The organism is Streptomyces sp. NPDC047841 (assembly GCF_040704085.1).
Taxonomy (GTDB): domain Bacteria; phylum Actinomycetota; class Actinomycetes; order Streptomycetales; family Streptomycetaceae; genus Streptomyces; species Streptomyces argyrophylli.
Window position 1 is genome coordinate 49,472 of the sequence record NZ_JBEYRP010000025.1, and the last position, 24,105, is coordinate 73,576.

The window sequence follows — 24,105 nt, forward strand, 5'->3', positions numbered from 1 at the left end:
GTAGCCGTTGTGCGGGCTTCGTTGGCGGCCTGGATACCCTGCTGGGCACCACGGCGACCGGGTCCGACCCGGACGGCGCCGGGGTGAGCAGGCGCTTCTCGTCAGGGGCCAGCGGGGTGCGGGTCTCGTGGCCGTTCGCCGCGCAGAGGGTGCCGGAGCAGTCGTGACACGCGTCGCGTCCTGGCAGCCGTCGCGGCGCATCAGGTCGCGCACAGCGTCCTCGAACCGGGTGTGGTGCGGGGCGTCCAGTGGGGCCAGGCCGTAGCGCAGGAACTGCGCACGCACCGCTTCCCAACGGGCCTGCCTGCTGCTGCCTGTGGTACAGCCAGTCGCCACCAGCCAACACCGCCAGCGCCCCGGCGATCGCCGGGATCCACCAGTGGACCAGCAGCCAGTCGAGTACGGTCACCACCAGGGCGACGGCGAAGACGGCGGCCATCGGGAGGCCGATCAGGCGGTCGTCGGCGTGCTGCCGCTTGCTGGGCTTGTGGGTGCGTCGCCGCACCGGTGGGCGCCTGACCGGCGTCGCCCGGCCCTTGCGCGTGTGGGGGCGCACCGGCCGGCCTGCGTGACGCCGCTTGCGAGCAGCCCCAGAAGGTTCAGGATTCCCTGGCCTGCCGGGGTGGGTGCGATCAGAACTTCCAGCGCCAGGACGATGATGACGGTCAGCTTCTCGTCATTGCGGCTACGCGCCTCCGTTCGCCGCCGCAGCCGGAAGAACACGATGACCGCGAGCAGCAACGCCACGTTGACGGTCAGCAACCGTCCAGACCTCCGCCACCGACCAGCCACCACCGCACCGGGACAGCAGAACGCCACCCCAGCTTTCTTGTGTAGCCGGGGGCCGGTGATGTTGGAGACGGGTTGCCGACGAGTGGCACAAAGCCATCGGATCTGGCCGAATAACGCGCGGCTGCTACCAGTCGGCGATGTGCACGGTGACGTACAAGTCGCCGGGCGCACCGCCGTGCTTGCCGGGGCCGCCGAGCTGGCGGATCCGGATCTTCTGGGTCTCCACTGGCCGCCGTGATGGTGCCGTGCGTCTTCGAGCGGTAGGAGTAGGTGGTGGAGCTGGGGTCACAGCTCACCGAGGTGCTGGTCGACCTCACCGAACCGGCGTGCTGGCCATACCGTGATGGTCGCGACCATCGGCATCGCGGGCCTGTGGCTCCTGCCGTCGGCCCTGTCACCGCAGATGCTCGACACCCTGGCCCGAAGGCAACTGCGCACTCATCCTGTGCGCACTCATCCTGACGACGCCCGAAGGGGATCATCGCAAGGCAAGATCGCTTCTCCTTGAGCAAGATGGGCGCCCGCGACTGCACGCTCCGTACCGCGATGCCGGCTCAAGCTGCGATGTCGGATTCGGGTTGGAGTGCGGGGCCGAGCAGCAGGCCCCCGTCCAGGACGAATTCCGAGCCCGTGGCGAATGATGCGTCCTGGGAGGTGATGAAGAGCAACAGGCGGGTAACGTCAGAGGGTTCGGCGAGGCGGGGGATGGCGAAGGGATCGGGTGAGTAGAAGTCGGCGATGGCCGGCTGGCCTGCGACGGCGGGTTCGTTGATCAGCGGTGTGGAGACGACGCCGGGGTGGATGGAGTTGACCCGGATGTTGTCCCGTCCCAGCTCCAGCGCGGCCGTCTTGGTCAGCCCGCGCACGGCCCACTTGCTGGCGGTGTAGGGGGCGTAGAAGGCCGTGCCGACGTGGGCCATGGTTGAGGCGATGTTGACGATGGTTCCGCCACCGCCCCTGCGCATCGACGGAGCCACGGCCCTGATGCCGAGGAACTGGCCGGTGACGTTGACGCTGAAGGTGTGCTCCCAGGTGCGGAGTTCGGTGTGCTCGATGGGGGCCGCCGGGTTCTGGACGCCCGCGTTGTTCACCAGGATGGTGATCGGCCCGAAGTGGAATTCGACGTCTCGCACGAGTGCCGCCCAGTCGTCCTCGCTGGCGACATCCAGGTGGACGGACAGAGCCCGATGACCGAGCTGAGCAGCGAGATCGCGGCCGGCGTCGTCGTCGCGGCCGGCGATGACGACGTTCGCCCCCTCGGCGTGGTAGCCCTGCACATGGCTGCTGCCCATGCCCCCGCTGCCGCCCGTGACGATGACGGTCTGGCCCTCAAAGCGTCCCATGGTTCATCCTTCCAGGCTCACATGATGATGAGCCGAGTGACTCACCTCCCCTCTCAAGGTAGGAGCAGAGGTAGAGGTGAGTCAAGTGACTCACCTCGGAGTGAGAGGCATACTGGAGGGCATGACGGCACAGCCTTCGGAATACCACCGGCGCGTGGCAGCGCAGAAGCGGACGTCCATCATCGAGGCAGCGACGAAGCTGTTCCTCGACTCCGGCTACGACGGCACCTCGCTGGCCCGCATCGCGGAGGCGGCCGGAGTGTCGAGGGCGACTCTGTTCAAGCAGTTCACCACCAAGGCGGCCCTGTTCGAGGCGATCGTCACCGAATACTGGAAGATCGACGACGAGGAGGCGCCCCGCCCCGAGCCAGGGAACCTCCGCGCAGGGCTTGAGACCATCGGACACCGATACGCGGGCCTTCTCACCCAGCCCGGCATGGCCGCCCTCTTCCGCATCGTCATCGCCGAGGTACCGCGCTTCCCCGAGCTCGGCGAGACCCAGTTCAAGCTCGGCAAGATGCCCTACTTCGAATCGGTCCGCCGCTACCTGGAAGCGGAGAACGCCGCTGGTACAGCCCGGCTCGACGATGCGGAGATGGCGGCGACCCAATTCCTCGGGATGATCTCCAACTACGTGTTCTGGCCGCGGATGCTACTCGCACGCTGGGAGCCCGACGACGCCGCCATGACCAACGCGGTCGACCAAGCGGTGCTGACCATGCTCGCCCGATACGGCGCGCCGGGGACCCACGGCACCTGAGACACCAGGTGCCCCACCGCTCTGCGTGACCACCCGACATCTCCCGCACAGGCAGGCCCTCGACCCCGTCGAATACACAGTCGCTCACACAGCGCCTGAGCTCCTTGGAACTGCCGCCTTCGCGATGGAGGCGCGGCCGATAGCCCGCGGTCCTGCCGCTCTTCTTGCCGTCGCCGGCTCCTGTCCGTGGGCGCAGGCGCGTTCGCTTCCTTGAGGGCTCCGGAGCTCCCGGGCCCGTCTCACGGGACGACGGGCGAAGCCGCCGGAGCGCCTGTCGGGACGTGGGCCGCGCGGACGCTCGCGCAGGCGACGCGGAAGGCGAAGGTGCAGGGAATCGAACCCACCCAAGCACGGAGGCCCCGATGGTCCATCCGACCTTGCCGCACCTCTCGCCGGAGCAGCGCGAGCGCCTGGAGCACATCGCCGACGCGACCCGGCTACGCGTGTCGCTGTACCCGTCGCCGAAGCCGCCGCCCGTTCCGGCGCCGCTCCCGCTCACGGCAGTACCCCGGGTCGGCCGAACCCGTGGCGCTCCGTGCGGGGCCGCCGCTGGAGATGAGCGGGCACGGTGAACTCCACCGCGCACCCGGGCGCGGATCGGAGGCTGGGTGGGGAGTGGTCTCCACTCGGAGAGTGGAGACCACGGAGCCTCCGCCAACTTGAAACCGCAGTTCAAAGGGCTGGTGTGACCGGTTCTCGGAATGCTCACGCTGGTCAGGGGCGGCTGTCTGCGGAGTAGATCAAACGTCAAGCTGTGTTTTCGGCGGCGCTTACAGCGGCAGGTGAGCCTCGTCCGCCCGGCCGAAGATGTCTCTGCAGGTGGGGGACGGCACCGACTCGCGGGCGGCGAGGACAGTCAGCGTATGGCGCACTTCCGTGCCCAGCCGAAGGAGCTGAAGACTGGTCTGGCCGCCCTTATAGGCGTACAAGCGGAAAACCTTGACTGCAACGTCGTCGCGGTCGTCAGCGAAGGTGTCTGGGAGGCCAGCGAGTAGTTCGAAGTCTTGCTTGCCGGTCGCCGCGTCGGCCACGACGCTGAGGGGCAGGGTCTCGAACTCTGAAGCGGACAAGGAAGTGTCCACCGCGACAGCGTGAGCGGCCATGGACGCGAAGACCTCCATGAGCCGTTCCCCCACCGCGAGGTCAATGCCCCAAGAGTGCAGCCGCTCTCGGCGGCGATCCTGACGCCATGGCTCCTGGTCCAGCAGTGGCAGCAGGACGCGACCCAGGTACGCGCAGCGACTCCACAGCATGTCGTGATCCGAGGTCATGATCGATCCTTTCTGCAGCAGTTGGAGGGCTGGCCGCCCGAGCGGCGCAGGCCCTCCAACCTCCCACTACACGCAGGCTGGGTACAGGACGGGGCCGGACGTTGTCTCAGCGGTTGACTTCGAGGTTCGTCAGGACGAGCAGGGCGCGCAGGAGGTGGGTAGTGCGGGCGGGGTCGCTGCGGAACTTGGTGAGGGTCCGCCAGTTCTTGAGGTGGGCGAAGCCGTGTTCGACCGGTGCGCGTCCGACGGCGAGGACGCGGTTGGCGGTCTTCTGGCCGGGGTGAGCTTGTGGGTGCGGCTGGTGCGGCTGGCGTGGAAGCCGGTGACGATCACACCTCGCGGCGATGACGGGAGCGGTGCCGCGGCCGGGAAGGTCTCGAGATCTTGTAGGCGCGCGGGAATGTTCGCCGGGCAGGTGTGGTTGAGCGAAACGTGATGGTGAAGAGAACTGTGTCCCCGGGCCTCATCTATCGCATGCGAGGACGATCGTTCGGCTGAAGCCTCGCATTGCCTTTCGCCGCGTAGGCGACCGCCCTTCACGATCACACCCCTCGCGGGTTCGCCCCGGCCTGCACGCTGGCCGGGGCGCTCTCGTTTCAGTCGCCTCCGCCGCCGGCTTTGTCCAGCCGTCCCACCGGCGCCCCCGTCCGCCCCACTGCCCGTGCCCGCCGTCCTCCCGTTCCCGCTGCGCCCGTGTGCCGTCCCGAGGCCGGCTCCCCGCCGCACCGGCCCCTGGACCCGGCCGTCCTGCGCCCCGGGCCCGCCGCCTTACTCCCCGCGCCGCCCCCGCCGCACCCCCGCCGTGCTGCGACCGCGCGGCGCCGTGCACGAAGGTGGACTTCCGCCGTCGGCCGCGGTGGCCCCGCCCGCGCCCTTGGCCGCCTGCGCCCGGACTCCGGCCGCTCGTCGGCGGTCCGCTGTCCCGCCCCCCGCGCCGGTCCCTTGGCCGTCCGGAGGCTTGCGCCGAGCTGCGCGGCGTCCTGGCGGCCCGCCCGTGCCCGGCCGCGCGGCACCTGACCGCCGCCCGTCCGTCCCGCATGCCGTCCGCCGCCTGTCCGCCGTCGCGGGAGCCGGGCCGCCGGCCGTCTCCCGTGGCCGCGCCCGCCCCGCCCGCTGCGCCCGTGCCGCGCCGCCCCCCCGTCCGCGCCGCTCCGCGGCCGCCTGGCGGGCCCGCCCCGGCCCCGCCGTGCTCGTGCATTCCCGCCCGCGCCGGTGTGTCGGGTTCCCGGTCCGCTCGTGCACGGGCCGCCGTGCTGTGCCGGTCTGCGGCGCCCCGTCCCGCCGGGTTGGGCCTGTGTGCGTCGTTCCGTTGCCGCCTGTCCGGCTCCCGAGCCGTCGCCGCGCCCGCGCCGCCCTCCCGGCCGTGCGCTGGGCCGTCACGCCGCGCGCTGGACCGCCTGCCGCCGGCCGGGTCCGGGCAGTCGCCGGGGCTGATCGGGTTGCGTGGCGGCGGTGAGGGACTCCTCCGGGTGTCCGCGCCGATGTCGTGAGGGAGGGTCTGGCTGGGAGGCTGCTCTGCCTCCGGGCCGTGGCGGGCAGACCAGCGAGGCAGCCGAAGACGATCAGGACGTGTGGCTGGGTCCTGTCGACCCTTGCTGGACCACTGTTGTCGCTGAGCGGCAGCCAGTCGCCGAACCCGCCCGCCGGATCACGGATCCGGACATCTGCCGGACGACTGCCCGCGGCGTATCTGCAGGCGGGGGGCGTCGCGCATGCAGGTGGCCGGAGGGCTTCGGCCGCTGTCCCGGCTCGTCCGTCTGTGCATGGCGCCGGAGGCCGGGTGTGACCGGGGTGCTCTGCGATCTCGCCGGGTTGTGAGGCCTGTCGGCAGGCTCCGATGCGGCCCCCCTCTAACACGGCTCAGTTCATCGCGGCCGCAGCGACGCGCCGTCGTCACGGGAGTGAGGAGGTGTCAGGATGTCACCTGGAAAGCCTAATAATATGTCAATCTGTCTTTCTGCTGGCTCATGTGACTCTGTGTCAGCTCACGGTGAAAGACCCAAGAATACCCTGTTTGGAGCTGGGTCCCCGATCTTCCGATATGCCCGTCGTGTCGGTTGTGGCTAAGTTCGTTCACGAGTCGGCCGACGGGCCGGCGTCTCTCTGTGCGACAGGAGATCGTGAGATGAAGCTCCGTACGACCGTGGTCACCGCCGCTGTGTCGGCTGCCGCCGCTCTGGCCGCGACCGGCATCACCTATGCCTCGGCCGCTTCCGCTTCGGTGGCCCAGGAGGCCCCGGCCGCCGTTGCCGCCGTGACCGGCGGCAGCGGCAACGGCAACGACAAGGGCAACGAGGGCAACAACAGCAAGGGCAACGAGGGCAACAACAGCAAGGGCAACGAGGGCCGGGGCAACGAGGGCCGGGGAAACCAGGGCCGGGGCAACAACGACAAGGACGAGGACAACGAGGGGCGGGGCGAGGACGAGGGCCGTATCCAGATCAACGAGCGGTCGTACTCCGCCCGTCCCGGTGACTGCATCACCGTGGTCAGCGGTCTGGGCGCGAAGACTTTCAACGTCCGCAACGAAAGCCGCAAGGCCGTGGAGGTCTTCCGCGGGGCCGTGTGTGACAACGGTGCTCCCATCGCCACCGTCGGCCCGCACAGCTCCAGCTACGGCGTGAAGCCGGGCTGCACCGAGGGCATCGACATCGAGGACGGTGTGGTGGCCAGCTTCCGTGTGGTCAAGCGTCACCACGACGAGTACTAGGCCGCGGCCGACCGCTCACCGTGGAGCCCCGGCCCGCCGGAATCGGGCCGGGGTCCCATTTTGGCCCATGTGCGTGGCGGTCACGTCCCTGCGGCTCTGCCGGTTTGGGATGCCGGGGGAGCGGCAGCCGGTGTCCGCGCGGCCGTCCCTCGCCTTCCCTGGCCGTTCCACCTGCGGTTTTGTGCCCGCCGGTGTGCTCCCAGCCCGCCACCTGCGGCTGTGTGCCGGGCGCTTTCCCGGCTCGCGAACGGGTGAGGAGTGAGATGAGCATCCGCCTGGTGGAAGACGTGAGCGACGACACCTGCGTCCTGGACGGCCTCGCCGTCAGGCTGACCCCGGCGCTGCCCTGGCTGGGGCACCGGGCCTGCTGGGAGATGAACGGCCACCTCAAAGAGCCCGTCGCCGCTTGATCGGCGAGTACGGGAGCATGCCGGACGCCCGCGCCGCGTCACCCGAGCCGGAGGACGACCGTGACCAGGAGCCGGGCAAGCTCCGCGGCCTGTCCCGCCGCAGGAGCTGACCACCCAGGAAGCCGCCGCCCCCGCCGGATCCGGGCAGGGGCGGCGTCGTCGACCGGCAGCCCGTATCAGGCCGGGGCGGGCTGCAGAGCGGCGAGCGGGGACCGCGGCCCTTGCCCTCCGCGCGCAGCGGCTCCCAGTCGACCTCGGGAGTTCGCGGCGGGGACCGCGTCGAAGTACGCCGTGGTGTAGAGCGCGACTGTGACGACGCACCTAGTGCTGTGACCGCGAAGGTTCACCGGGTTCGCTGGCCGCTGCGACCGCTGGACTGGTTGGATTATGGCCGACAATGAGGTGTTCGGTCCGGGGCGTGCAAGGTTCCCCCGCGATCCCGCGTCGGGAGGGTAAATGCAGCGCGGCGAGGTCTGGTTGGCGGACTTTGACGAGCGGCGGCCGGTAGTACTGCTGTCAGGAGACGAAGCGTCCGGGTTCCGAGCGATGCAGGTCGTCGCTCCTGCGGGGACCGAGATTAGCGGTGTGGCCGTCGAGGTGGCAGTGGGGGCGCCCGAGGGGCTTCCTCTCGAGGGCGTCCTTCGAGTGGCGCTGCCACGTCCCGGTCTTGTCCCGTGCACTTGGCTGGTCACGCTGGCCCAGGAAGATCTGACCGAACAGGTGGGAGTTTTGTCGTCGGCGAAGCTTGGCGAGATCGAGGATGCCCTCCGTGCCGGTGGACTCGAGCAGACGGCGCACTAGGCTGCTTGGTCAGGCAACGAGTGGTGGTCGGCCTCCCCAGCGAAGGCCCTTCTCGCTGCGGATGCGGGCGCGTTCCTTGCGCTGGGCGGCCAGGACGTCAGGGTGGCGGGCATTCTTGTTCCGCCAGCGCAGGTAGGCGTGCAGGGCCCGGGTCTGGATCGTGTGGTTCGGATGATGCGAGTTGGCCGGGGGTGAGCTGCCGCAGCGGCCCGAAGTGGGCCTCGATGGGGTTCGCCCAGGATGCGTAGGTCGGGGTGAAGCACAGTTCGACCTTGTTCTTTGCCGCCCATCCGCATTTTCCAGTTCAGGTGGGCGGAGAGGTTGTCGAGGATCGAGTAGATGGGGCCGCCGTCCGGACGGGTGGCCCGGATCGATCGCAGGGCACGTAGTGGATCGACACCGTCCTGGTCTTACGTATGCAACAGCCGTGACAATTCGGGGCGGATCCGCTTGGCGAGATATGCGTGGCCGGCGTCCGTCGGGTGCACACCGTCGCTTCCGATGTACTGATGGGCGGATCCGGTGAACCACCCACGGTGCACCGGCGACAGGTGCGGCAGGTTGAATTTCTCTGCCGCGGCCGAGACCGCCTCGTCGATCGGGTGTGAGCCGATCGGTCGCCGGAACGAGTAGATCGGCCCGATGACCAGGATGCGCGCGTGGGGCAGCCCTGCACGCAGTCGGCGCAGGGTGTCTACCGCGGCGGCTCGGGTTTTCGTCGGGCTTGAGTCGTTGCGGGAGCCCTCGACGACGACCACGTCCGGCTTCGCGGCAATGGCCTGCTTGATCCGCTGGGTGTACGGCCGTCCGCCTTCTTGCCGGCCACCAGTGGTGTAGCCGGTGCCGCCCTTGGCGTCGAGCCGCAGCGTCAGTCCCAGCTGTTCAGCGACCAGCGAGGGCCAGCCGTGCGATCCCTTACCGCCCTGGGAGCTGCCGCCGGCAAGGCTGTCACCCAGGACATACAGCCTCACGTGTGGGGCGGTGGCGTCGGCTTGACTGTTGATGCCGGCGACCAGGAGGGAACTCAGCACGCTCGCCAGCACCGTTGCGCGGCCTGTTAGCCGGACTGCACACATGCTCATGTTCTTGAAGCTAATGCGCCTGACGGAGGCCTCACAAATGGACTGGTCCGAATAGGGCACCATGGGATCGGCCATAGCATGCACCGACCGGTTACGGGGCTTGCGCCACTCGGCATCACGAGTTTCAAGTTTCAGTAGACGATTCGCAGCCGCGTGGGCCGTCTGGCGGCCCGGCACCGTCCCATCGGGCCATTAACCAGAACCGCCCCTCTGAAGCGGTGTAGTCCGTACCGCGCCCACCTGCATGACTGCGGTCACTCGTGGGAGGGACCTCTCGGCGCTTGGTGTCCGGTGGCTGACGAGTCAGCCCGCAAGCTCACTGATGTGCGCTGTCCGCGGCGCGGTAAACGGTCCGTCAACTGGCTGGACCAATACTGCTGCACATGCTTTCGGGGGTGAGGCTCGGGAAATGAGTCAGGACCACGTCCTCTTCACCTGATTCCCGCGATGCGGCGCAGCACTAAACATCATCCCCCTGGTATTGCAGTCGGCCGTTGCATTCAGGGCAGGAATCAAGCGGTCGCTTCACAGTAGGAAAGGCAACAGAATGTCACGCTCGTCGCTTTCAATGCTGCAACGGGTCCGTCCGGGTATGAGCGCCTTCACCGCTGCCGCTGCCATCATGGCCGTCGGCGTGTCCGGGCCGCCCGCTACGGCTACGGAACCGCACATCGTCCCCCATCCGCAGGACAGCGGAGCCGGTGTGCCACGCGCCGGTGGCGCACCGGCAGGGATCAGTACGCTCGCGGACAAGCTGACGACACCCTGGGGGATCTCGTTCCTCCGGGATCACAAGGCGGCGCTGGTGACCGAACGTGACACCGCCGTGGTCTGGAAAATCGCCCGGGACGGCGCCAAGAAGAAGGTCGGCACCGTGCCGGGCGCGGTGTGGAGCGACTCACGGGACAAGGGGGGCCTGCTGGGTGTCGCCGTGTCCCCGACCTGGAACGGGACCACCGACAAGGACGTGTTCTTCATGGAGACCACGGCCAAGGACAACCGCGTCGTCAGGATGCGCTTCGACGGCACCGGACTGAGCGACTCCACCCCGATCCTGACAGGAATCCGCAGGGACCCCAAGGACACCAGGCACAACGGCGGGCAGATCGCCTTCGGACCCGACGGATACCTGTACGTCGCCACCGGTGACGCCTCGGAGCGCAAGCTGGCGAAGGACAAGAAGTCGCTCAACGGAAAGATCCTGCGGATCACCAAGTACGGTACCGCGGCCCCCGGGAACCCGTTCGGGACACGCGTCTACAGCTACGGCCACCGCAATCCCCAGGGACTGGCCTGGGACCGCTCCGGACGACTGTGGGAAACCGAGATCGGCGCGGAGGAGTGGGACGAACTCAACCTCGTCAAGCCGGGCAAGAACTACGGCTGGCCGACCTGCCAGGGCAACTGCTCCGCCTCCGGCATGACGAACCCCAAAATGGTCTGGGATCCGGACAAGGGAGGCGTACCTGCCCAGATCGCGGTCGTCAACGACGTCATCTACGCCACCACGCTGAGCGGCCGCCGACTGTGGCGGATGCCGATCGACGCCACCGGCCAGAACGTCGAGCACGCCACCTCCTACTACAACGGCACGTACGGCAGGCTGCGGGCGATCGCCAAGGTTCCCGGCGCCGACCAGCTCTGGATGGGCACAACCGACCAGGGCGCCGGCAAGGACCGCATCCTCAAGGTGACCATCAAGTAGAGATCCCGAACGGTCTCCAGAGCCAGCGCGGGCGTCTGATCCAGCAGGGCATCTCGGCGTCCAGCTCGATCGCCGGCATACGAAGAAGCACAAGGACGAAGAAGCACAAGGAGCTGTCGCGGCACGAGCTGACCGCCCTCGTGCGGGAACTCGGGGCCAACCGCGTACCTGGAAACCGCCCACCGACCCGAGCAGGCGAGTCCAGGGACGGACTCAGTCCGAGACCGTCGCGGTGCCGCGGAGCTTGACCGGCTCGTACGTGTGTTTGTTCACAGGTGGTTGCGGCTACTCGACCAGGTAAGCCTGCGTCGCAGTGAGGGACGGCGTCGACGGGACCGCGCAGAGGCAGACGGCAAGGGGTTGGTCGTGATGACCGTCGCGCCACAGCAGGGCGGCGGAGGCGGTTCCAGCGGCCTCTACGACGTTCTGGAACTCATTCTCGACCGGGGGCTGGTGATCGACGCGTACGTGCGGGTCTCCCTTCTCGGAATCGAGATCCTGAAGATCGAGGTACGGGTCGTGGTCGCGAGCGTCGACACCTACCTCCGCTTCGCCGAGGCGTGCAACCGCCTCGATCTGGAAGCGGGGCCGGGCAAACCGGCCGGGCTCACGGAGCTCACACAGTCCGGCGCCCGCGACAAGGACAAGCCGGCCCTGCCCGGCGCCCAGGACTCCGGCGCCTTCCAGCAGGCACGTCACACGGGCCGGGAACGTCAGGGCGACCGGACCGCGCGCGGGAGAGGGGAATGACAGCTGAGTATCTGCGACTACGGGATCACCCGCTCCTCACCTTCCCCTCTCCGTGAAGACCTGGAGGGCATCGGAGACCCTCCGCGGCCGGTACGGGTGCTGCGCCAGGGCGAGCTGGCCGCAATCGTCGGTGACACCCCCGAACAGCTGCGGCTCAAGCGCCGTGATCTCCTCGCCCACCAGCGGGTACCGGCCGAAGCCGGAGACGGCGACGTGGTCCTGCCGATGCGGTTCGGCAGCGCCTCCCCGGACGACGACACGGTGACCCGGGTGCTCGCCGAGCGTGCGGAGCATTTCCTGGCTTGGTGGGCGGCGATGAAGATGTTGATGCCGCTGGAGTCCATGAAAGTGACCTGGCGCATGTCGACGACGATGCGCGGAGGGGGAGTGCCGACGGCGTCCAGGGCCTGGCGGAGGGTGTCGCCGGTGTGGTGGTCGATCTCTCCGGCCAGGGTCAGCACGCGGATGCCATCGGCGACGGTGGTCACGACCGACAGCCGGCCGGTCTCTTCACCGACCTCTTCCACCGGGGCGACTGCACCGCCTCGGTCAGCCCGGCAGCGGAGATCCAGCGTCGGCTCCCGCCCTCGGCGCCCTCCTGCCAGGCCCTCGAGTTCGTCCTCGCCGGTGCCCTGGTCGCGGCCTCCGGCATCAGCGGTGACACCTGCGACTACAGCCTCGACGAGGACACCCTGCACCTGTCCATCACCGACGCCATGGGCCACAACGCCGACGCCTCCCTCATGGCCACCCTGGCGGTAAACGCCTCCCGCGGCGCCCGCCGCGCCGGTACCGACCTCGCCGGACAGGCCTGCCAGACCCACCAGGCCCTCCTCGACCATGGCCGCCGCACTTTCGCCACCGGCCAGATGCTGCGCGTCGCCTTGGACGGCACCGGCGCCCAGCTCGTCAACGCCGGCCACCTCTGGCCCCTGAGGCTGCGCGACGGCACCGTTGAGGAGATCAAGTTGCACGTGGATCTTCCCTTAGGTGTTTCCTGGCAGGGTGCCTACCGGGTGCAGGACCTCGACCTGCGCCCCGGTGACCGCCTGGTGTTCTACACCGACGGCATGCAGGATCGCCAAGCGAAAGCCGTCGACCTGCCCGCGTTCCTTCGTGACACCGCCGCCGAACCCGCACGTGAGGCCGTGCGCGCCATGGTCAGCGCGGTCACCGAAGCGTGCGACGGCCACGTGGAAGATGACGCCACCGTCCTGTGCCTGGACTGGTACGGCCCCACTCCGAAAGACGCACCGCGAACGCCGGTGCCTGACCTGGCCATGCTGCGGCCGGCGGGCGGGGCGCGGGCGTGCGCGAGACGGGAATGAAGTGGTCACACCTGCTGAGCAACAGTGCCGGGGAGCCACCGTACCGACGATCGCCTTGTTGGTTCCGCGGTCTCCGTGTGGGTACCGGGCCGGCGGGTAACCGGTGAGCGTGACCGCATCCGCCATCGCCGTCCTCGACATCGACGGGACACTCATCGACTCCAACTACCACCACGCCCTCGCCTGGTACCGGGCACTGCGCTCGGTGGGCGAGATCTATCCGGTGTGGCGGTTGCACCGGCTGATCGGGATGGGCGGGGATCAGGTGGTCACCGCTGTCGGCGGCGAGGAACTGGAGCGCCGGGTGGGCAACCGGGCCAGGGAGCAGCAGGGCAGGGAGGTCGACGAGCTGCTGGAGGAGATGGCGCCGTTGCCCGGTGCTCGCGATCTCCTCGTGGCGGTCAAAGAGCGCGGTCACCGCCTGGTGCTGGCCAGCTCTGCTCAGCAGCGTCACGTGGAGGTCTTTCTGGACATGCTGGACGCCCGTGACATCGTCGACGACTGGACCACCAGCGCCGATGTGGAGTCCTCCAAACCGGCGCCGGATCTGCTGCAGGTGGCGCTGAAGAAGTCGGGAGCGCCACCCGACGCGTCGAGCGTGATGGTCGGCGACTCGGTGTGGGACGTTGAGGCGGCCAAGAGAGCGGGGATGCCCGCGATCGTCGTCCGTTCCGGCGGCTTCGGGGACGACGAGCTGCGGAAGGCCGGCGCCATCGCCCTCTATGACACCCCCGGCGACCTCGCGAAGGCGCTGGACGACACCCCACTCGCCTGACGCCCCCACCGTCGCCGGGCCCGCCCGGTTGCGGTGCCCGATACCGCCGCGCGGTGAAAAGCATCTACCGTCCCACCCCCAAGGGAGTACCGCCACCGATGACCGCCAATGAGGCAGACCCCGCCACCGAGGCGAAGAGCACCCGCCCCGAGGCACCCGCCGAGGCCGCGAGTGACGCACCCACCGCCAACCCCTTCCAGCCGCACCCCACCTTCCCCGAGGGGATGGGCCATCTCGACCGCCGCGCGATCGACACCGTGCGCGAGCTGGCGATGGATGCCGTACAGAAGACCGGCAACGGCCACCCCGGCACCGCGATGAGCATGGCCCCCACCGCCTACCTGCTGTTCCAGAAGTGGCTGCGCCACGACCCGAGCGATCCGAACTGGGTCGGCCGTGACCGCTTCGTGCTGTCGATGGGGCACTCGAGCCTCACCTTGTACATCCAGCTCTTCCTCTCCGGCTACGGCCTGGACCTGGCCGACCTTCAGGCGCTGCGCACCTGGGGCTCTGCGACCCCGGGCCATCCCGAGGTCAACCACACACCGGGGGTGGAGACGACGACCGGCCCGCTCGGCCAGGGCGTCGCCAACGCCGTCGGCATGGCGATGGCCGCCCGCCGCGAGCGCGGTCTGCTGGACCCCGACGCCCCCGAGGGCGAGAGTGTCTTCGACCACACGATTTGGGCGTTCGCCTCCGACGGCGACCTGGAGGAGGGCGTCAGCGGCGAGGCGTCATCGCTGGCCGGCACTCAGGAGCTGGGCAATCTGGTCCTGGTCTACGACGCCAACCGGATCTCGATCGAGGACGACACCGACATCGCGTTCACCGAGGACGTCGGCAAGCGGTACGAGGCTTACGGCTGGCACGTGCAGCACGTCGACGACGGCGAGGACCTGGCCGCGGTCGACGGCGCGCTGGCCGCTGCCCGGGCCGAGACCGGCCGCCCGTCGCTGATCGTGCTGCACACGATCATCGGCTGGCCCGCGCCGAACAAGCAGAACACCGGCGCGGCCCACGGATCCGCGCTGGGCGAGGACGAGGTCCGGGCGACCAAGGAGATCCTCGGCTTCGACCCCGACAAGACTTTCGAGGTCGACCCGGAGGTGCTCGAACACGCCCGCCGGGTCGCCGAGCGCGGCGCGCAGGCGCACGCGACGTGGCAGCAGCGCTTCGACGCGTGGCGGGCCGGCAACCCCGACGGTGCCGCGCTGCTTGAGCGGCTGTCCACCCGTCGGCTGCCGCAGGGTTGGGCGGACGACCTGCCGGTCTGGGACGCCGATCCGAAGGGCGTGGCGACCCGGAAGGCTTCCGGCGAGGTCCTCGCCGCCCTGTACCCGGTCCTGCCGGAGTTGTGGGGTGGTTCGGCCGACCTGGCGGAGAGCAACAACACCGCGGTCAAGGGGGAGGCTTCGTTCCTGCCCGAGAGCCGGCAGACCAAGATGTGGTCGGGCGGCCCGTACGGGCGCACGCTGCACTTCGGCGTCCGCGAGCACGCCATGGGCGCGATCATGAACGGCATCGCGCTGCACGGCGGGACCCGCGTGTACGGCGGCACGTTCCTCACCTTCTCCGACTACATGCGCGGTGCGGTGCGGCTGGCCGCGCTCATGCAGCTCCCGGTCACCTACGTGTGGACGCACGACTCCATCGGGCTGGGCGAGGACGGCCCCACCCACCAGCCCATCGAGCACTACGCGGCGCTGCGGGCCATCCCTGGCCTGGACTTCGTCCGCCCGGCCGACGCCAACGAGACCGCGGTGGCCTGGCGCACCATCCTCGAGCACAACGACCGCCCGGCTGGACTCGCCCTGTCCCGGCAGAACCTGCCCGTCTTCGACCGCACGCAGTTCGCGTCGGCCGAGGGCGTCGCCCGGGGCGGCTACGTGCTGGCCGAAGCCTCCAGCGGCAGTCCTGAGGTCATTCTGATGGGCACCGGAAGCGAGGTGCAGATCGCCGTCGCCGCCCGGGAGACGCTGGAGGCCGACGGCATCCCGACGAGGGTCGTGTCACTGCCGTGCTGGGAGTGGTTCGCGGCCCAGGACCGGGCCTACCGCGAGCAGGTGCTACCGCCTGCGGTGCGCGCCCGGGTGAGCGTCGAGGCCGGCGTGCCCATGGGCTGGCGGGAGTTCGTCGGCGACGTCGGCCGCATCGTCGGCCTTGACCACTACGGCGCCAGCGCGGCCTACACCGTGCTGTACGAGCAGTTCGGGCTCACCGCGGACGCGGTCGTCGCCGCGGCCCGGGAAAGCCTTGCCGCCGCCGAGGCGCCGTCGCTAGCCCCCGTCGGCCCGGACAGCGCCGGCGTCCTGCACGCCCCCACCGGCGATCGCTGACCCGCCGACTCGTCTCCAACCATCGCGCTTCGTTCCGCTCCTCTGTCGCGCGGCCCGCAGGACCGTCCCCGTGTCCGCACAGGTCACGACGCGGCTTCCTCGTGGTCGGCCCGCTGACATCCCCGTGTGGCTGCTCTGCCCGTATTCCTTGGCTGGTGTGAAGGAGGAAGGGGCGGCGGGGATGGGCGACGCGGCCGGGGACCGGGGGCTCAGCCGGTTGCGCGTCGGCCGACGCCCGTCGCGCCTCGCCGCCGTCAGCCGGGTGGCGGAGCCGGGACGGAAGTCGCCGGCGCCCCGATGCTGTCCTCCCGGTGCTGAGGCCCGCCAAGAGGTGAGGCGGGAGAGTCCCGCCGGATGGCACCCGGTGGCCTTCGCACACTCGTTCCGCATAGGGTTGCCGCTGGCCCGAGTCGCGCCCAGCGGCCGCGGGAGGTCAGGGAGGTGGAAGGCCGATGCCCGAGCAGGCTTCGGCATCCGAGGTCGGCGCTACTGACAAGCGCCTGCATCTGGTGCCCGACGAGGTCGTCGAGGTCGGCCGGATGGAGGCGGTGCGCCGCTACGACATCCTCGACACCCCGCCCGACGGGGCGTTCGACCGGGTGGCCGCGCTGGCAGCCCGGCTGTTCGACGTCCCCGTGGCGACGGTGACGATCGTGGACGAGGACCGGATCTGGTTCAAGGCCGCGCACGGCCTGGACGGGGTCAGCGAGATCGGCCGGGACCCGGGCCTGTGCGGCTCCGCGGTGCTGCGCGACGATGCGCTGGTGATTCCCGACACTCTGCTCGACGACGTCGCCTGCGGCAACCCGCTGGTCACCGGCCCGCTGGGGGTTCGGTTCTACGCCGCCGCGCCGATCACCACCGCGGACGGGCACAAGCTGGGCACGGTCAACGTCCTGGACACCAAGCCCCGCTCCATCACCTCCGAACAGACTGCCACCCTGACCGATCTGGCGGCGATCGTGTTGGACGAGATGGAGCTGCGCCTGTCCGCGCTGCGCACCGTGCGCCAGGAGCAGCGGGCCGCCGAGGCTGAGCGGGCGGCCCGGGAGCAGGCGGAGAGGGACAAGGCGGCGATCGCCTCCTTCGCCTCCACCCTGCAGCGCACTCTGTTGCCGCCGACACTGCCGATAGTGCCCGGCCTGGAGCTGGCCTGTCACTATCACACCGCGTCCGCGCACGACGTGGGCGGCGACTTCTACGACGTCTTCCCCCTGCCCGCCGGGAAGTGGGGGCTGTTCCTGGGGGACGTGTGCGGCAAGGGTGCCGAGGCGGCCACTATCACCTCCCTGGCCCGCTACACCCTGCGGGCTTCCGCCCAGCACACGGACGATCCCGTTGCGGTACTTGAGTCTCTGAACAGCGCCCTGCTGGCCGATGTGTGGGCGGGCAGCCGGTTCTGCACAGCTTTCTTCGCCACCCTCACACCTGACGCGGCCGGGGGCTTCACCGTGGAGCTGGCCACCGGTGGGCACCCCCCGGCTTACCACCTCAGCCCCGGCCCGCCCGAAGCCGGGTCCGCCACCCACACGCGGGTGGAAGCGGTCCATCCCAAGGGCGGCATGCTCATCGGGGCCTTCCCCGGCGCCCGCTTCGCCTCCACCACCCTCCACCTCGCCCCCGGCCAGGCCCTGCTCCTCTACACCGACGGCCTGACCGAGGCACACACCAGCGCCGGCACCATGCTCGGTGACGAGGGCCTGACGGCCTTCCTCACCGCTCGTCCCGCCTCGTGCGGGGCGGCGCAGTTGATCCAGGACACCGTCGGTCTGCTGGACGCCCTGCCCGAGGGCGCGAGTGACGACGTCGCTCTACTGTCGCTGTCGGTGCCCACTCCCGACCAGGCCGCCGCCGCGACGGGGGCCGGATCCACCGCACACACCGCCGCCGCGCCCGCCGGCGAGGAGTACTGACCCACCATGACCGACGACATCGAGCTGACCCTGACCGCCACCTCCGGTCCCGCAGCGGTCGCCAACGTCACCGGCGAGATCGACCTGCATACCGCACCCGGGTTGCGTACCCGCGCGCTGGAGCTGATCGACCAGGGCCACCACCAATTGATCCTGGACCTGTCCGGTGTGGGCTATTGCGACTCCGCCGGCCTCAGCGCACTGATCGGCATCTGGCACGGCGCGCAGGACGCCGGCGGCTCCCTGACCCTGGCGGCCATCCCCGACCGGCTGATGCGCATGCTCACCCTCACCGGAGTGGACAGCCTCCTGCCCCACTACCCGAGCACTGCCGACGCGCTCAGCGCCCACCAGGGCGCCCACGACGCCGTCTGAACCGCTTTTTGCCGGCCTCGCCGTTGCGGGTGGTGGCGCGATTCATCGCCAGGTGGTCGACGGCATCCTGCACCGGGTCCGAAGCCTCGCCGGGGAGGCCTCTTTCGCGCCCGGACCGGCCCAGCCGTCCGCCACCGGCCCGGCAGGCGGACAGCAACCCGGTGCCGGTGGCCGAACGGCCGCCGGGGGAGCGCATGCAGCTTCCTCCGGCCTGGCCGTGGCCGCAGCGTCCGGTGCTCGCCACTCGACCGCGTCGCCGGGCTCACCATGGGGAGTCGACGGCGTCCGGCCGCGGTGAGGGCTTCGGGTGCCGCAGCGGCTGCGGCACGGTGTTCTCCATGCGATGCGTCTGCTTCGACCCGGATTCGGCCTACGTCACCGGGCCGGGTGCGTACGTGCGGGGGTCGGAGGGCACCCGCACTGCGGTCTCGGCCTACGTCAGCGCGCGCCCGGACCCGCGGGCGCATCGCTGGGCCGGTCGGTCTTGCCACCGGGGACATCGTCGCCTGGGCGGATGAGTGGACCCATAAGGCGACCGTGCCCGACGGCACGGCGCTCGACATGAGCGGCGTGTCGTCCGACGTGCTGCGCCGCCGACCGGACGGCACCTGCATCCACTTGGTCGACAATCCCTACGGCCACCGGTGCCTCGACGCCTGACTGGCTGCGGTCGACAGCGACCGCAGGGGAGCCGTGTGGCCCGCCACCGGTGGGGCGAAGCCTCGGGGTGTTGGCCAGCACGTCGAGTTCCTTGGGTGGGTGGCCGGCCGTCGGGTGACCGAGTCAGTCTCCGGAGAGCGCGTCCTCGACCGTCTCATACAGCGGCAGGACGGAAGCGAGACGGGTGAGTTCGAGGATGCGTCTGACCTCGGGTTGTATGCCGCTCAACGCGAACCGGTGCCCCGCGTCCGCACGGCGGCGGTGGATGTCGACGAAGGCTCCCAGAGCGCTGGAGTCGCAGAAGTTCACGCGGGCCAGGTCCAGAATCAGCAGGGGCACATTCTGGAGCTCCGTGGTGGTGAGATGTCCCAGTAGCTGTGGCGCGGTGTGGTAGTCGATAGGACCGTCCACGGCGACGACCGTGTGTCGTGGACCGCGGTGCGAAGCGAGGCTCAGCGTCGGGCCGGGCGGGACCAGACTCCGGGAGCCGACCGGTGGTGAACTGTCGGAGGGCTTGCGAGCCCCGGGGCCGGGGGAGGGGATCATCGAGGGCGTCTCTTCCGTGTCCGGGGTGAACGGGTCGGCTGATTGTTCCTGGGCCGGCCGAGGAGCCGGCCGGGGTGGATCGTCACGAGATCTTGATCTCCGCCCACACCACTTTCCCTCCGTCGATCCAACGGGTGCCCCATCGTGTCGCGATGGCGTCGATCAGGAATATGCCCCGGTGTCCGAAATCCCCGGGTTGGGACACGATGAGACGTGGCTCCTCAGGGCTGCTGTCCGTGACCTCCAGGACGACACGTTCACCGGCTCGCCGCAGCTCGACGCGCAGCGGTGTCTTGGCGTGGCGGACGGCGTTGGCGACCATCTCGTCCGCGATCAGCATCATGTCGTTCGCCAGGTGCTGCAGACCCCACTGGCGCATGACGTCGGCCACCAGGTTGCGGGCGTCGGGAACGGCGCTGGAGACCGGGGCGTAGTCCCGTACGACCGTCACCACCTGGTGCGACGCGTCCTCGGGCCGGTGCAGGTACAGCAGGGCGATGTCGTCGTCGTGCTGTCCGCCGGCCAGGGCGTCCAGCCACGAGTCGCAGTCCGCCTCGATCTCGCCCACGGGCCCGGCCAGCAGCTCCCGCAACTGCCGCAGGCCGTCGTCGATGGGGCGCCCGCGGCGTTCGACCAGGCCGTCCGTGTACAGCAGCAAGCGCGCTCCGGGCGGCAGTGGGGTCTCCTGCTCCGTATAGCGGTGCCTGCCCACGCCCAGTGGCGGTCCCACCTCCTCGTCCAGGAACGTCACGCTGCCTGCCGGGTCGCGCCGGGCTGGTGGCAGGTGCCCGGCGACGGCCGCGCGCAGCCGGTCCCGGCGTGTGTCGAGCACCGCGTAGACGCAGGTGGCGATGGACCCGGGGGCGATGTCGTCCACCAGGACGCTCAGCTGTTGGAGCACGTCGGCGGGAGCGAGACCAAGCTGCGCGTAGGCACGGCAGGCGGTGCGGATCTGGCCCATGACCGCCGCCGCTCTGACGCCCTTGCCCATCACGTCACCGACGACCAGCGCCACTTCGCCGTCCGGGAGCGGTATGAGGTCCACCCAGTCACCGCCGGCACCGCGGTCCCGTGCGGCGGGCAGGTATCGCCATGTGCTGGCCACCCCGTCGACGCGTGGCAGGGCCGGCAGCAGGTGGCGTTGCAGTGCTGCGGCCGCTTCGCGTTCCTGGCGGTACGTCTGCGCGTTCTGCAGCGCCACGGCGGTCTGCGCGGCGACACCGGTGATCAGGCGCTCGTGTCGCTCGGTGAAGACCCCCCGCTCCGGGTGGCCGAAGAAGAAGCCGCCGAGCACGGTTCCCCGGGACATCACCGGAACGGCCAGGTAGCTGCACACCGGCAGATGCCCTTCCGGCATGCCGTGGTGCGGTGCGTTGTGTCCGTACCGCGGGTCGGCGGTGATGTCGTCGGACCGCACCACGCCGAAGCCCCGGAAGGTCTGCTCGAACACCTGGGTATTACGCGGCATGGGGAACTTGTCGAAGGCCGACCGGTCCACACCGGAGATCACATAGAGCAGGTACGACTCTCCGGTCTCGCCCAGGACGTTGTAGAAGAAGGCGCCGAACGCCGCCCCGGACAGGCGGGTGGCGGCGTCGACCGCGTGCTGGACCAGCGCGTCGAGGTCGAGTTCCGCCGCCAGGGTGCTCCCCACCTCCTGGAGCAGCTCGACGATCGCCGCCTCCTCGCGGAGCTCACGTTCCCGCTGCTCCAGCTCCCTTTGGGATCGCTGCAAGTCTGTCGTGGCGGAGCGCAGCCGGGCCACTACGGTCTGCAGGTGCCCGGCCCGCTGTTCGACCAGATGCTCCATGCTCTCGAGGACGGAGCGAGCCGCGTCCGCCTCCACGGTGGGCGACGGCTGCCCGGCGGACAGAAGCGCCAGGCGCGTGCTGCCGGTTACGGTGCGGAACAGCGTCGCGACCTCGCCGGACAGCGGAACACGGGAGAACAGCACCACCGCGAACCGCTCGCCCGGCGACAAGGTTCCACCGAAGACGAGAGCGGAACGGACGTCCTGTCCCGGAAGGAGTTCCTCCAAGCCGTCCACCTGACCCCCGGGCAGGTGCACGACGTCGACGTCGCTCACGGGGGGCGCCGAACCGTTCGTGTCCTCGGCCGTGACTCCCAGGCGTTCCAGCAGCGAGTACAGCGCCGGTGCCTTCTCGAAGGCGCCAGGCGACAGCGACGGCACGGCCGGCGGGCTGGAATCCTCCGTGCCGGGCGAGTGGACGTGGGGGCCACGGAAACCGGCGAGAAACATACGCCGCCCTGGACGCTCGGACACTGGGGCGACGGCATTCCAGGGCCCGGTGAGGAAAGCGCCTACCGCAGCACACGCGCGCCCGGCGCGCCCATCGACCAGGCTGTCGTAGAAGAAATCGGCGATCGCTTGTGCCGCCGCGTCCTGGGAGGGCGCACGGCTGACGGCCATCCGCACGTGGGCGGTGCATCGCGCTGTCTCACTGAGACCGAAGGCCGACAGGTCGAACCGGACGTCCTGCACGCTGAGCACACCTCGATACCTGAAGAGCAAGGGCCATGGACGAGTGCCGGGACCACGGGCACCAAGGTTAGCTGCTGGCCCATTCACGATCCCCCATGCCGTCTCTGTACCAGTCGTCTGGTGCGGTGCGGTCCCCGCTCCGCCGCGCGCCACCGTCCTCGGACCGGGCTCACCCCACCGTGGGGGCCGGACACTACTGGGCATACTCCACTGTTCCATTCCTGTGGCGAGATCCTCCGCGACAGCGTTGGATCAGCCCGTCGGTCTACAGCAGCAAACTGTCGTTCTCCTTCGACGTGGTGCCGGCCTGCCGGTAGCAGATGTTGCGGACGGGACCGAAGGGCGGTGAGGTAAGTGCTGGTGCCGTCGGGGTGGACCAGCAAGCGCGGCGGACGGCCGGCGCCGGCGTAGGTCAGAGCGCGGGTCCGGCGGTCCGTATGGCAGACGGTGGCCATGCGGTGGGGATGGTAGCGGCGCAGGAAGGGTGTACTTCCGTCGCGTACCCACAGCAACTGGCCAGACGCGGAATGTCACCCTAACGGGTGGCGCACGCGTCGCCGGCTACATGGCGCATTGTGTTCGAACGGACACTTTGCGTGCTTGCGGGGGTGGAGTGGGGGCAGACCTTGAAGCGTCCATCAAGTCGCGTGGAAGGACGCTCGGTTTCATGGCTCACCGCAAGGTGTGTCTCGCCGTCGGCAGGACCAGCACCCGGATCTACCGCTTCGACCCCATCGACGGCGACACCCGCGTCGTGGACAACGTCGCGCCCTACGAGAGCGGCTACACCGCTATGGGGACGCAGTATCGCGGCGACGACAAGGAGCCTTTGTTGCTGGCGGTGAGCCGCAACAAGCTCATCACCATCGACGTGGCGGCCGGCACCCTCAAGGAGCAGGCCATCGACGGGCTGGCGAACGGGCCCTGGTTCGACGGCGACATGGATCCCGACGGCAAGAATCTCTTCGTCGTCAGCAACCCCGACACGCCCAGCTACGCCATCGACGTGGCAGCCGGCACGGCCACGCCCCGCAGTACGCCGGGTGGCGGCCGGTGGGACGACTTCGCCTACCACCCCAAGGACGGACGGCTGTACTCGGTGGAGGGCGACAACGGCGACCTGCTGCTCGTCGACCCGGGCCGGCAGCCTATGAAGACCGTCCTCAAGCAGGGTGTCTTCCCGCCCGCTCAGGCCAGCGCCGCGGCAGGCTCACGCAAGGCGTACGCGGCCACCTTCTTCGACCAGGACGGCAACTTCTACGCGGTCGACTCCGCGGGCTACGTCAACCACCTCGATCTGACCACGACGGAGATCCATCACTCGCAGCGCATCGGACGGGGCAGGGTGTCCGTCGGCGACCTGGAGATCGTGAACGGGGCCGGGCGCATCACCCCTCTGCCCGTTGCGCCCAGTTACGACGAGATCGTGGTGACGAAGAAGTTCAAGGGGACATGGGAGAACAGCGAACCCCGGGGCCGGGTCTACAGCTTCGACCTCACGCTCACCGCCGTCAGCAAGGACGGCGGCACGGCGGAGGACGTCAGGGAGTTCCGCCTCTCCTTCGACCTGCCCACGGTCAAGGGTGCGAAAGCCGAAGCATCCGGCGTTGATGTCATCGCTCAGGACGGCAAGGCGTACCTGAGCTCGGTGGGCGACCAGTTCCTCGCCGCGGGCACGTCCCGGCCGATCACCGTGCTGATCACCGTGCCGGGCGACCTGGCCCACCTGCCCCAGGAGTACCCTCTCGACGGGCTCAGGGCCACACGCCTGCCCAGCCACTGATCACACCGCACGGGCACCGCCATGGGCCGTGCACCGAGCATGCACGGCGTCACCTCGCACACCACAGGCGCCACCTCGCAACAGCGGACAGCCACCAAAGCAGCGGCACAACCGCGACAGGTCCGCACTCGCCGACGGGTCACGGGCTGCGGAGTACATCGGCGCCAAGACAACACGATCCGAAGGCTGTGCCGCAGACGAGCCCGACTGCGCCCATGCGCCCGACGGTGCGGACACAGTGCGCCGCTGCGCTGCCCCGAAC

Annotated in this window: 18 protein-coding genes and 5 pseudogenes; 14 read left to right on the forward strand and 9 right to left on the reverse strand. The window is 69.7% G+C overall.

Features of this window, described 5'->3' with window-relative positions; genetic code table 11:
- Positions 1-555: 555 nt before the first annotated feature.
- Together AB0947_RS33415 and AB0947_RS33420 are read right to left on the reverse strand one after the other, a co-directional pair.
- A pseudogene (locus AB0947_RS33415) lies at positions 556-762 on the reverse strand (hypothetical protein); the annotation flags it as partial.
- Positions 763-1,346: 584 nt separating this feature from the next.
- Entirely contained in the window at positions 1,347-2,135 is a 789-nt protein-coding gene (locus AB0947_RS33420) for an SDR family oxidoreductase (RefSeq protein ID WP_366754122.1), read from the reverse strand.
- 121 nt (positions 2,136-2,256) lie between these two features.
- Here AB0947_RS33420 and AB0947_RS33425 point away from each other — a divergent pair, with 121 nt between their 5' ends.
- Positions 2,257-2,895 carry a TetR/AcrR family transcriptional regulator gene (locus AB0947_RS33425; protein ID WP_366754123.1) on the forward strand — a complete coding sequence of 213 codons (639 nt, stop codon included), beginning with the start codon at positions 2,257-2,259 and terminating at the stop codon, positions 2,893-2,895.
- Between the two features lie 770 nt (positions 2,896-3,665).
- Here AB0947_RS33425 and AB0947_RS33430 read toward each other — a convergent pair.
- A complete protein-coding gene (locus AB0947_RS33430; RefSeq protein WP_366754124.1) occupies positions 3,666-4,166 on the reverse strand; it encodes a hypothetical protein in 501 nt (166 codons plus the stop codon).
- Between the two features lie 106 nt (positions 4,167-4,272).
- On the reverse strand, positions 4,273-4,581 hold the full coding sequence (locus AB0947_RS33435) for a transposase family protein (protein WP_366754158.1): 309 nt from the start codon (positions 4,579-4,581) through the stop codon (positions 4,273-4,275).
- 1,710 nt (positions 4,582-6,291) lie between these two features.
- Between AB0947_RS33435 and AB0947_RS33440 the strand changes: the two genes are divergently transcribed.
- From AB0947_RS33440 to AB0947_RS33450, 3 genes are all read left to right on the forward strand, one after another.
- Positions 6,292-6,876 (forward strand): hypothetical protein, encoded by a 585-nt coding sequence (locus AB0947_RS33440; RefSeq protein ID WP_366754125.1) that lies wholly within the window; start codon positions 6,292-6,294, stop codon positions 6,874-6,876.
- A gap of 263 nt (positions 6,877-7,139) precedes the next feature.
- The gene (locus AB0947_RS33445; protein WP_366754126.1) at positions 7,140-7,286 is read left to right on the forward strand and encodes a hypothetical protein; all 147 of its coding nucleotides are present in this window, start codon (positions 7,140-7,142) and stop codon (positions 7,284-7,286) included.
- Between the two features lie 456 nt (positions 7,287-7,742).
- Entirely contained in the window at positions 7,743-8,087 is a 345-nt protein-coding gene (locus AB0947_RS33450) for a type II toxin-antitoxin system PemK/MazF family toxin (RefSeq protein WP_366754127.1), read from the forward strand.
- Between the two features lie 9 nt (positions 8,088-8,096).
- On the opposite strand, the pseudogene AB0947_RS33455 reads toward AB0947_RS33450, so the two are convergent.
- Both AB0947_RS33455 and AB0947_RS33460 read right to left on the reverse strand, forming a co-directional pair.
- Positions 8,097-8,470: pseudogene (locus tag AB0947_RS33455) on the reverse strand (transposase); the annotation flags it as partial.
- Positions 8,471-8,497: 27 nt separating this feature from the next.
- Positions 8,498-9,244, reverse strand: coding sequence for an SGNH/GDSL hydrolase family protein (locus tag AB0947_RS33460; protein WP_366754128.1), 747 nt, complete (start codon positions 9,242-9,244; stop codon positions 8,498-8,500).
- Between the two features lie 547 nt (positions 9,245-9,791).
- Between AB0947_RS33460 and AB0947_RS33465 the strand changes: the two genes are divergently transcribed.
- From AB0947_RS33465 to AB0947_RS33475, 3 genes and pseudogenes are all read left to right on the forward strand, one after another.
- Positions 9,792-10,874, forward strand: a complete 1,083-nt coding sequence (locus AB0947_RS33465) for a PQQ-dependent sugar dehydrogenase (RefSeq protein WP_366754159.1) — start codon at positions 9,792-9,794, stop codon at positions 10,872-10,874.
- Between the two features lie 369 nt (positions 10,875-11,243).
- Positions 11,244-11,624 carry a gas vesicle protein GvpJ gene (gvpJ, locus tag AB0947_RS33470; protein ID WP_366754129.1) on the forward strand — a complete coding sequence of 127 codons (381 nt, stop codon included), beginning with the start codon at positions 11,244-11,246 and terminating at the stop codon, positions 11,622-11,624.
- 3 nt (positions 11,625-11,627) lie between these two features.
- A pseudogene (locus AB0947_RS33475) lies at positions 11,628-11,921 on the forward strand (GvpL/GvpF family gas vesicle protein); the annotation flags it as partial.
- A 59-nt stretch (positions 11,922-11,980) separates the two neighbouring features.
- Here AB0947_RS33475 and AB0947_RS33480 read toward each other — a convergent pair.
- A pseudogene (locus AB0947_RS33480) lies at positions 11,981-12,151 on the reverse strand (anti-anti-sigma factor); the annotation flags it as partial.
- On the opposite strand from AB0947_RS33480, the pseudogene AB0947_RS33485 reads away from it, so the two are divergent.
- From AB0947_RS33485 to AB0947_RS33510, 6 genes and pseudogenes are all read left to right on the forward strand, one after another.
- Positions 12,134-12,952: pseudogene (locus AB0947_RS33485) on the forward strand (PP2C family protein-serine/threonine phosphatase); the annotation flags it as partial. The pseudogenes AB0947_RS33480 and AB0947_RS33485 sit on opposite strands and share 18 nt — an antisense overlap.
- 109 nt (positions 12,953-13,061) lie before the next feature.
- Positions 13,062-13,727 carry an HAD family hydrolase gene (locus AB0947_RS33490; protein ID WP_366754130.1) on the forward strand — a complete coding sequence of 222 codons (666 nt, stop codon included), beginning with the start codon at positions 13,062-13,064 and terminating at the stop codon, positions 13,725-13,727.
- A 224-nt stretch (positions 13,728-13,951) separates the two neighbouring features.
- Complete coding sequence (tkt, locus tag AB0947_RS33495; protein ID WP_366754160.1) at positions 13,952-16,063, forward strand: transketolase; 2,112 nt, start codon at positions 13,952-13,954, stop codon at positions 16,061-16,063.
- Between the two features lie 452 nt (positions 16,064-16,515).
- Positions 16,516-17,976 carry a GAF domain-containing SpoIIE family protein phosphatase gene (locus AB0947_RS33500; protein WP_366754131.1) on the forward strand — a complete coding sequence of 487 codons (1,461 nt, stop codon included), beginning with the start codon at positions 16,516-16,518 and terminating at the stop codon, positions 17,974-17,976.
- Positions 17,977-17,982: 6 nt separating this feature from the next.
- Positions 17,983-18,351, forward strand: coding sequence for an STAS domain-containing protein (locus AB0947_RS33505; protein WP_366754132.1), 369 nt, complete (start codon positions 17,983-17,985; stop codon positions 18,349-18,351).
- A gap of 537 nt (positions 18,352-18,888) precedes the next feature.
- On the forward strand, positions 18,889-19,011 hold the full coding sequence (locus tag AB0947_RS33510; protein WP_366754133.1) for a hypothetical protein: 123 nt from the start codon (positions 18,889-18,891) through the stop codon (positions 19,009-19,011).
- A gap of 123 nt (positions 19,012-19,134) precedes the next feature.
- Here AB0947_RS33510 and AB0947_RS33515 read toward each other — a convergent pair whose 3' ends face one another.
- Positions 19,135-19,557 (reverse strand): STAS domain-containing protein, encoded by a 423-nt coding sequence (locus AB0947_RS33515; RefSeq protein ID WP_366754134.1) that lies wholly within the window; start codon positions 19,555-19,557, stop codon positions 19,135-19,137.
- Positions 19,558-19,639: 82 nt separating this feature from the next.
- Positions 19,640-21,748 carry a SpoIIE family protein phosphatase gene (locus AB0947_RS33520; RefSeq protein WP_366754135.1) on the reverse strand — a complete coding sequence of 703 codons (2,109 nt, stop codon included), beginning with the start codon at positions 21,746-21,748 and terminating at the stop codon, positions 19,640-19,642.
- Between the two features lie 979 nt (positions 21,749-22,727).
- On the opposite strand from AB0947_RS33520, the gene AB0947_RS33525 reads away from it, so the two are divergent.
- The gene (locus AB0947_RS33525) at positions 22,728-23,843 is read left to right on the forward strand and encodes a hypothetical protein (RefSeq protein WP_366754136.1); all 1,116 of its coding nucleotides are present in this window, start codon (positions 22,728-22,730) and stop codon (positions 23,841-23,843) included.
- The last annotated feature ends 262 nt before the right edge of the window (positions 23,844-24,105 follow it).

Bases quoted from the DNA above. Each gene is read 5' to 3' on its own strand.
- gvpJ (WP_366754129.1), top strand. From the start codon at position 11,244: ATGACCGTCGCGCCACAGCAGGGCGGCGGAGGCGGTTCCAGCGGCCTC.
- AB0947_RS33515 (WP_366754134.1), bottom strand. From the start codon at position 19,557: ATGATCCCCTCCCCCGGCCCCGGGGCTCGCAAGCCCTCCGACAGTTCA.
- AB0947_RS33500 (WP_366754131.1), top strand. From the start codon at position 16,516: ATGCCCGAGCAGGCTTCGGCATCCGAGGTCGGCGCTACTGACAAGCGC.
- AB0947_RS33420 (WP_366754122.1), bottom strand. From the start codon at position 2,135: ATGGGACGCTTTGAGGGCCAGACCGTCATCGTCACGGGCGGCAGCGGG.
- AB0947_RS33465 (WP_366754159.1), top strand. From the start codon at position 9,792: ATGGCCGTCGGCGTGTCCGGGCCGCCCGCTACGGCTACGGAACCGCAC.
- AB0947_RS33505 (WP_366754132.1), top strand. From the start codon at position 17,983: ATGACCGACGACATCGAGCTGACCCTGACCGCCACCTCCGGTCCCGCA.
- AB0947_RS33525 (WP_366754136.1), top strand. From the start codon at position 22,728: ATGGCTCACCGCAAGGTGTGTCTCGCCGTCGGCAGGACCAGCACCCGG.
- tkt (WP_366754160.1), top strand. From the start codon at position 13,952: ATGGGCCATCTCGACCGCCGCGCGATCGACACCGTGCGCGAGCTGGCG.
- AB0947_RS33430 (WP_366754124.1), bottom strand. From the start codon at position 4,166: ATGACCTCGGATCACGACATGCTGTGGAGTCGCTGCGCGTACCTGGGT.
- AB0947_RS33460 (WP_366754128.1), bottom strand. From the start codon at position 9,244: ATGGCCGATCCCATGGTGCCCTATTCGGACCAGTCCATTTGTGAGGCC.
- AB0947_RS33440 (WP_366754125.1), top strand. From the start codon at position 6,292: ATGAAGCTCCGTACGACCGTGGTCACCGCCGCTGTGTCGGCTGCCGCC.
- AB0947_RS33425 (WP_366754123.1), top strand. From the start codon at position 2,257: ATGACGGCACAGCCTTCGGAATACCACCGGCGCGTGGCAGCGCAGAAG.
- AB0947_RS33450 (WP_366754127.1), top strand. From the start codon at position 7,743: ATGCAGCGCGGCGAGGTCTGGTTGGCGGACTTTGACGAGCGGCGGCCG.
- AB0947_RS33445 (WP_366754126.1), top strand. From the start codon at position 7,140: ATGAGCATCCGCCTGGTGGAAGACGTGAGCGACGACACCTGCGTCCTG.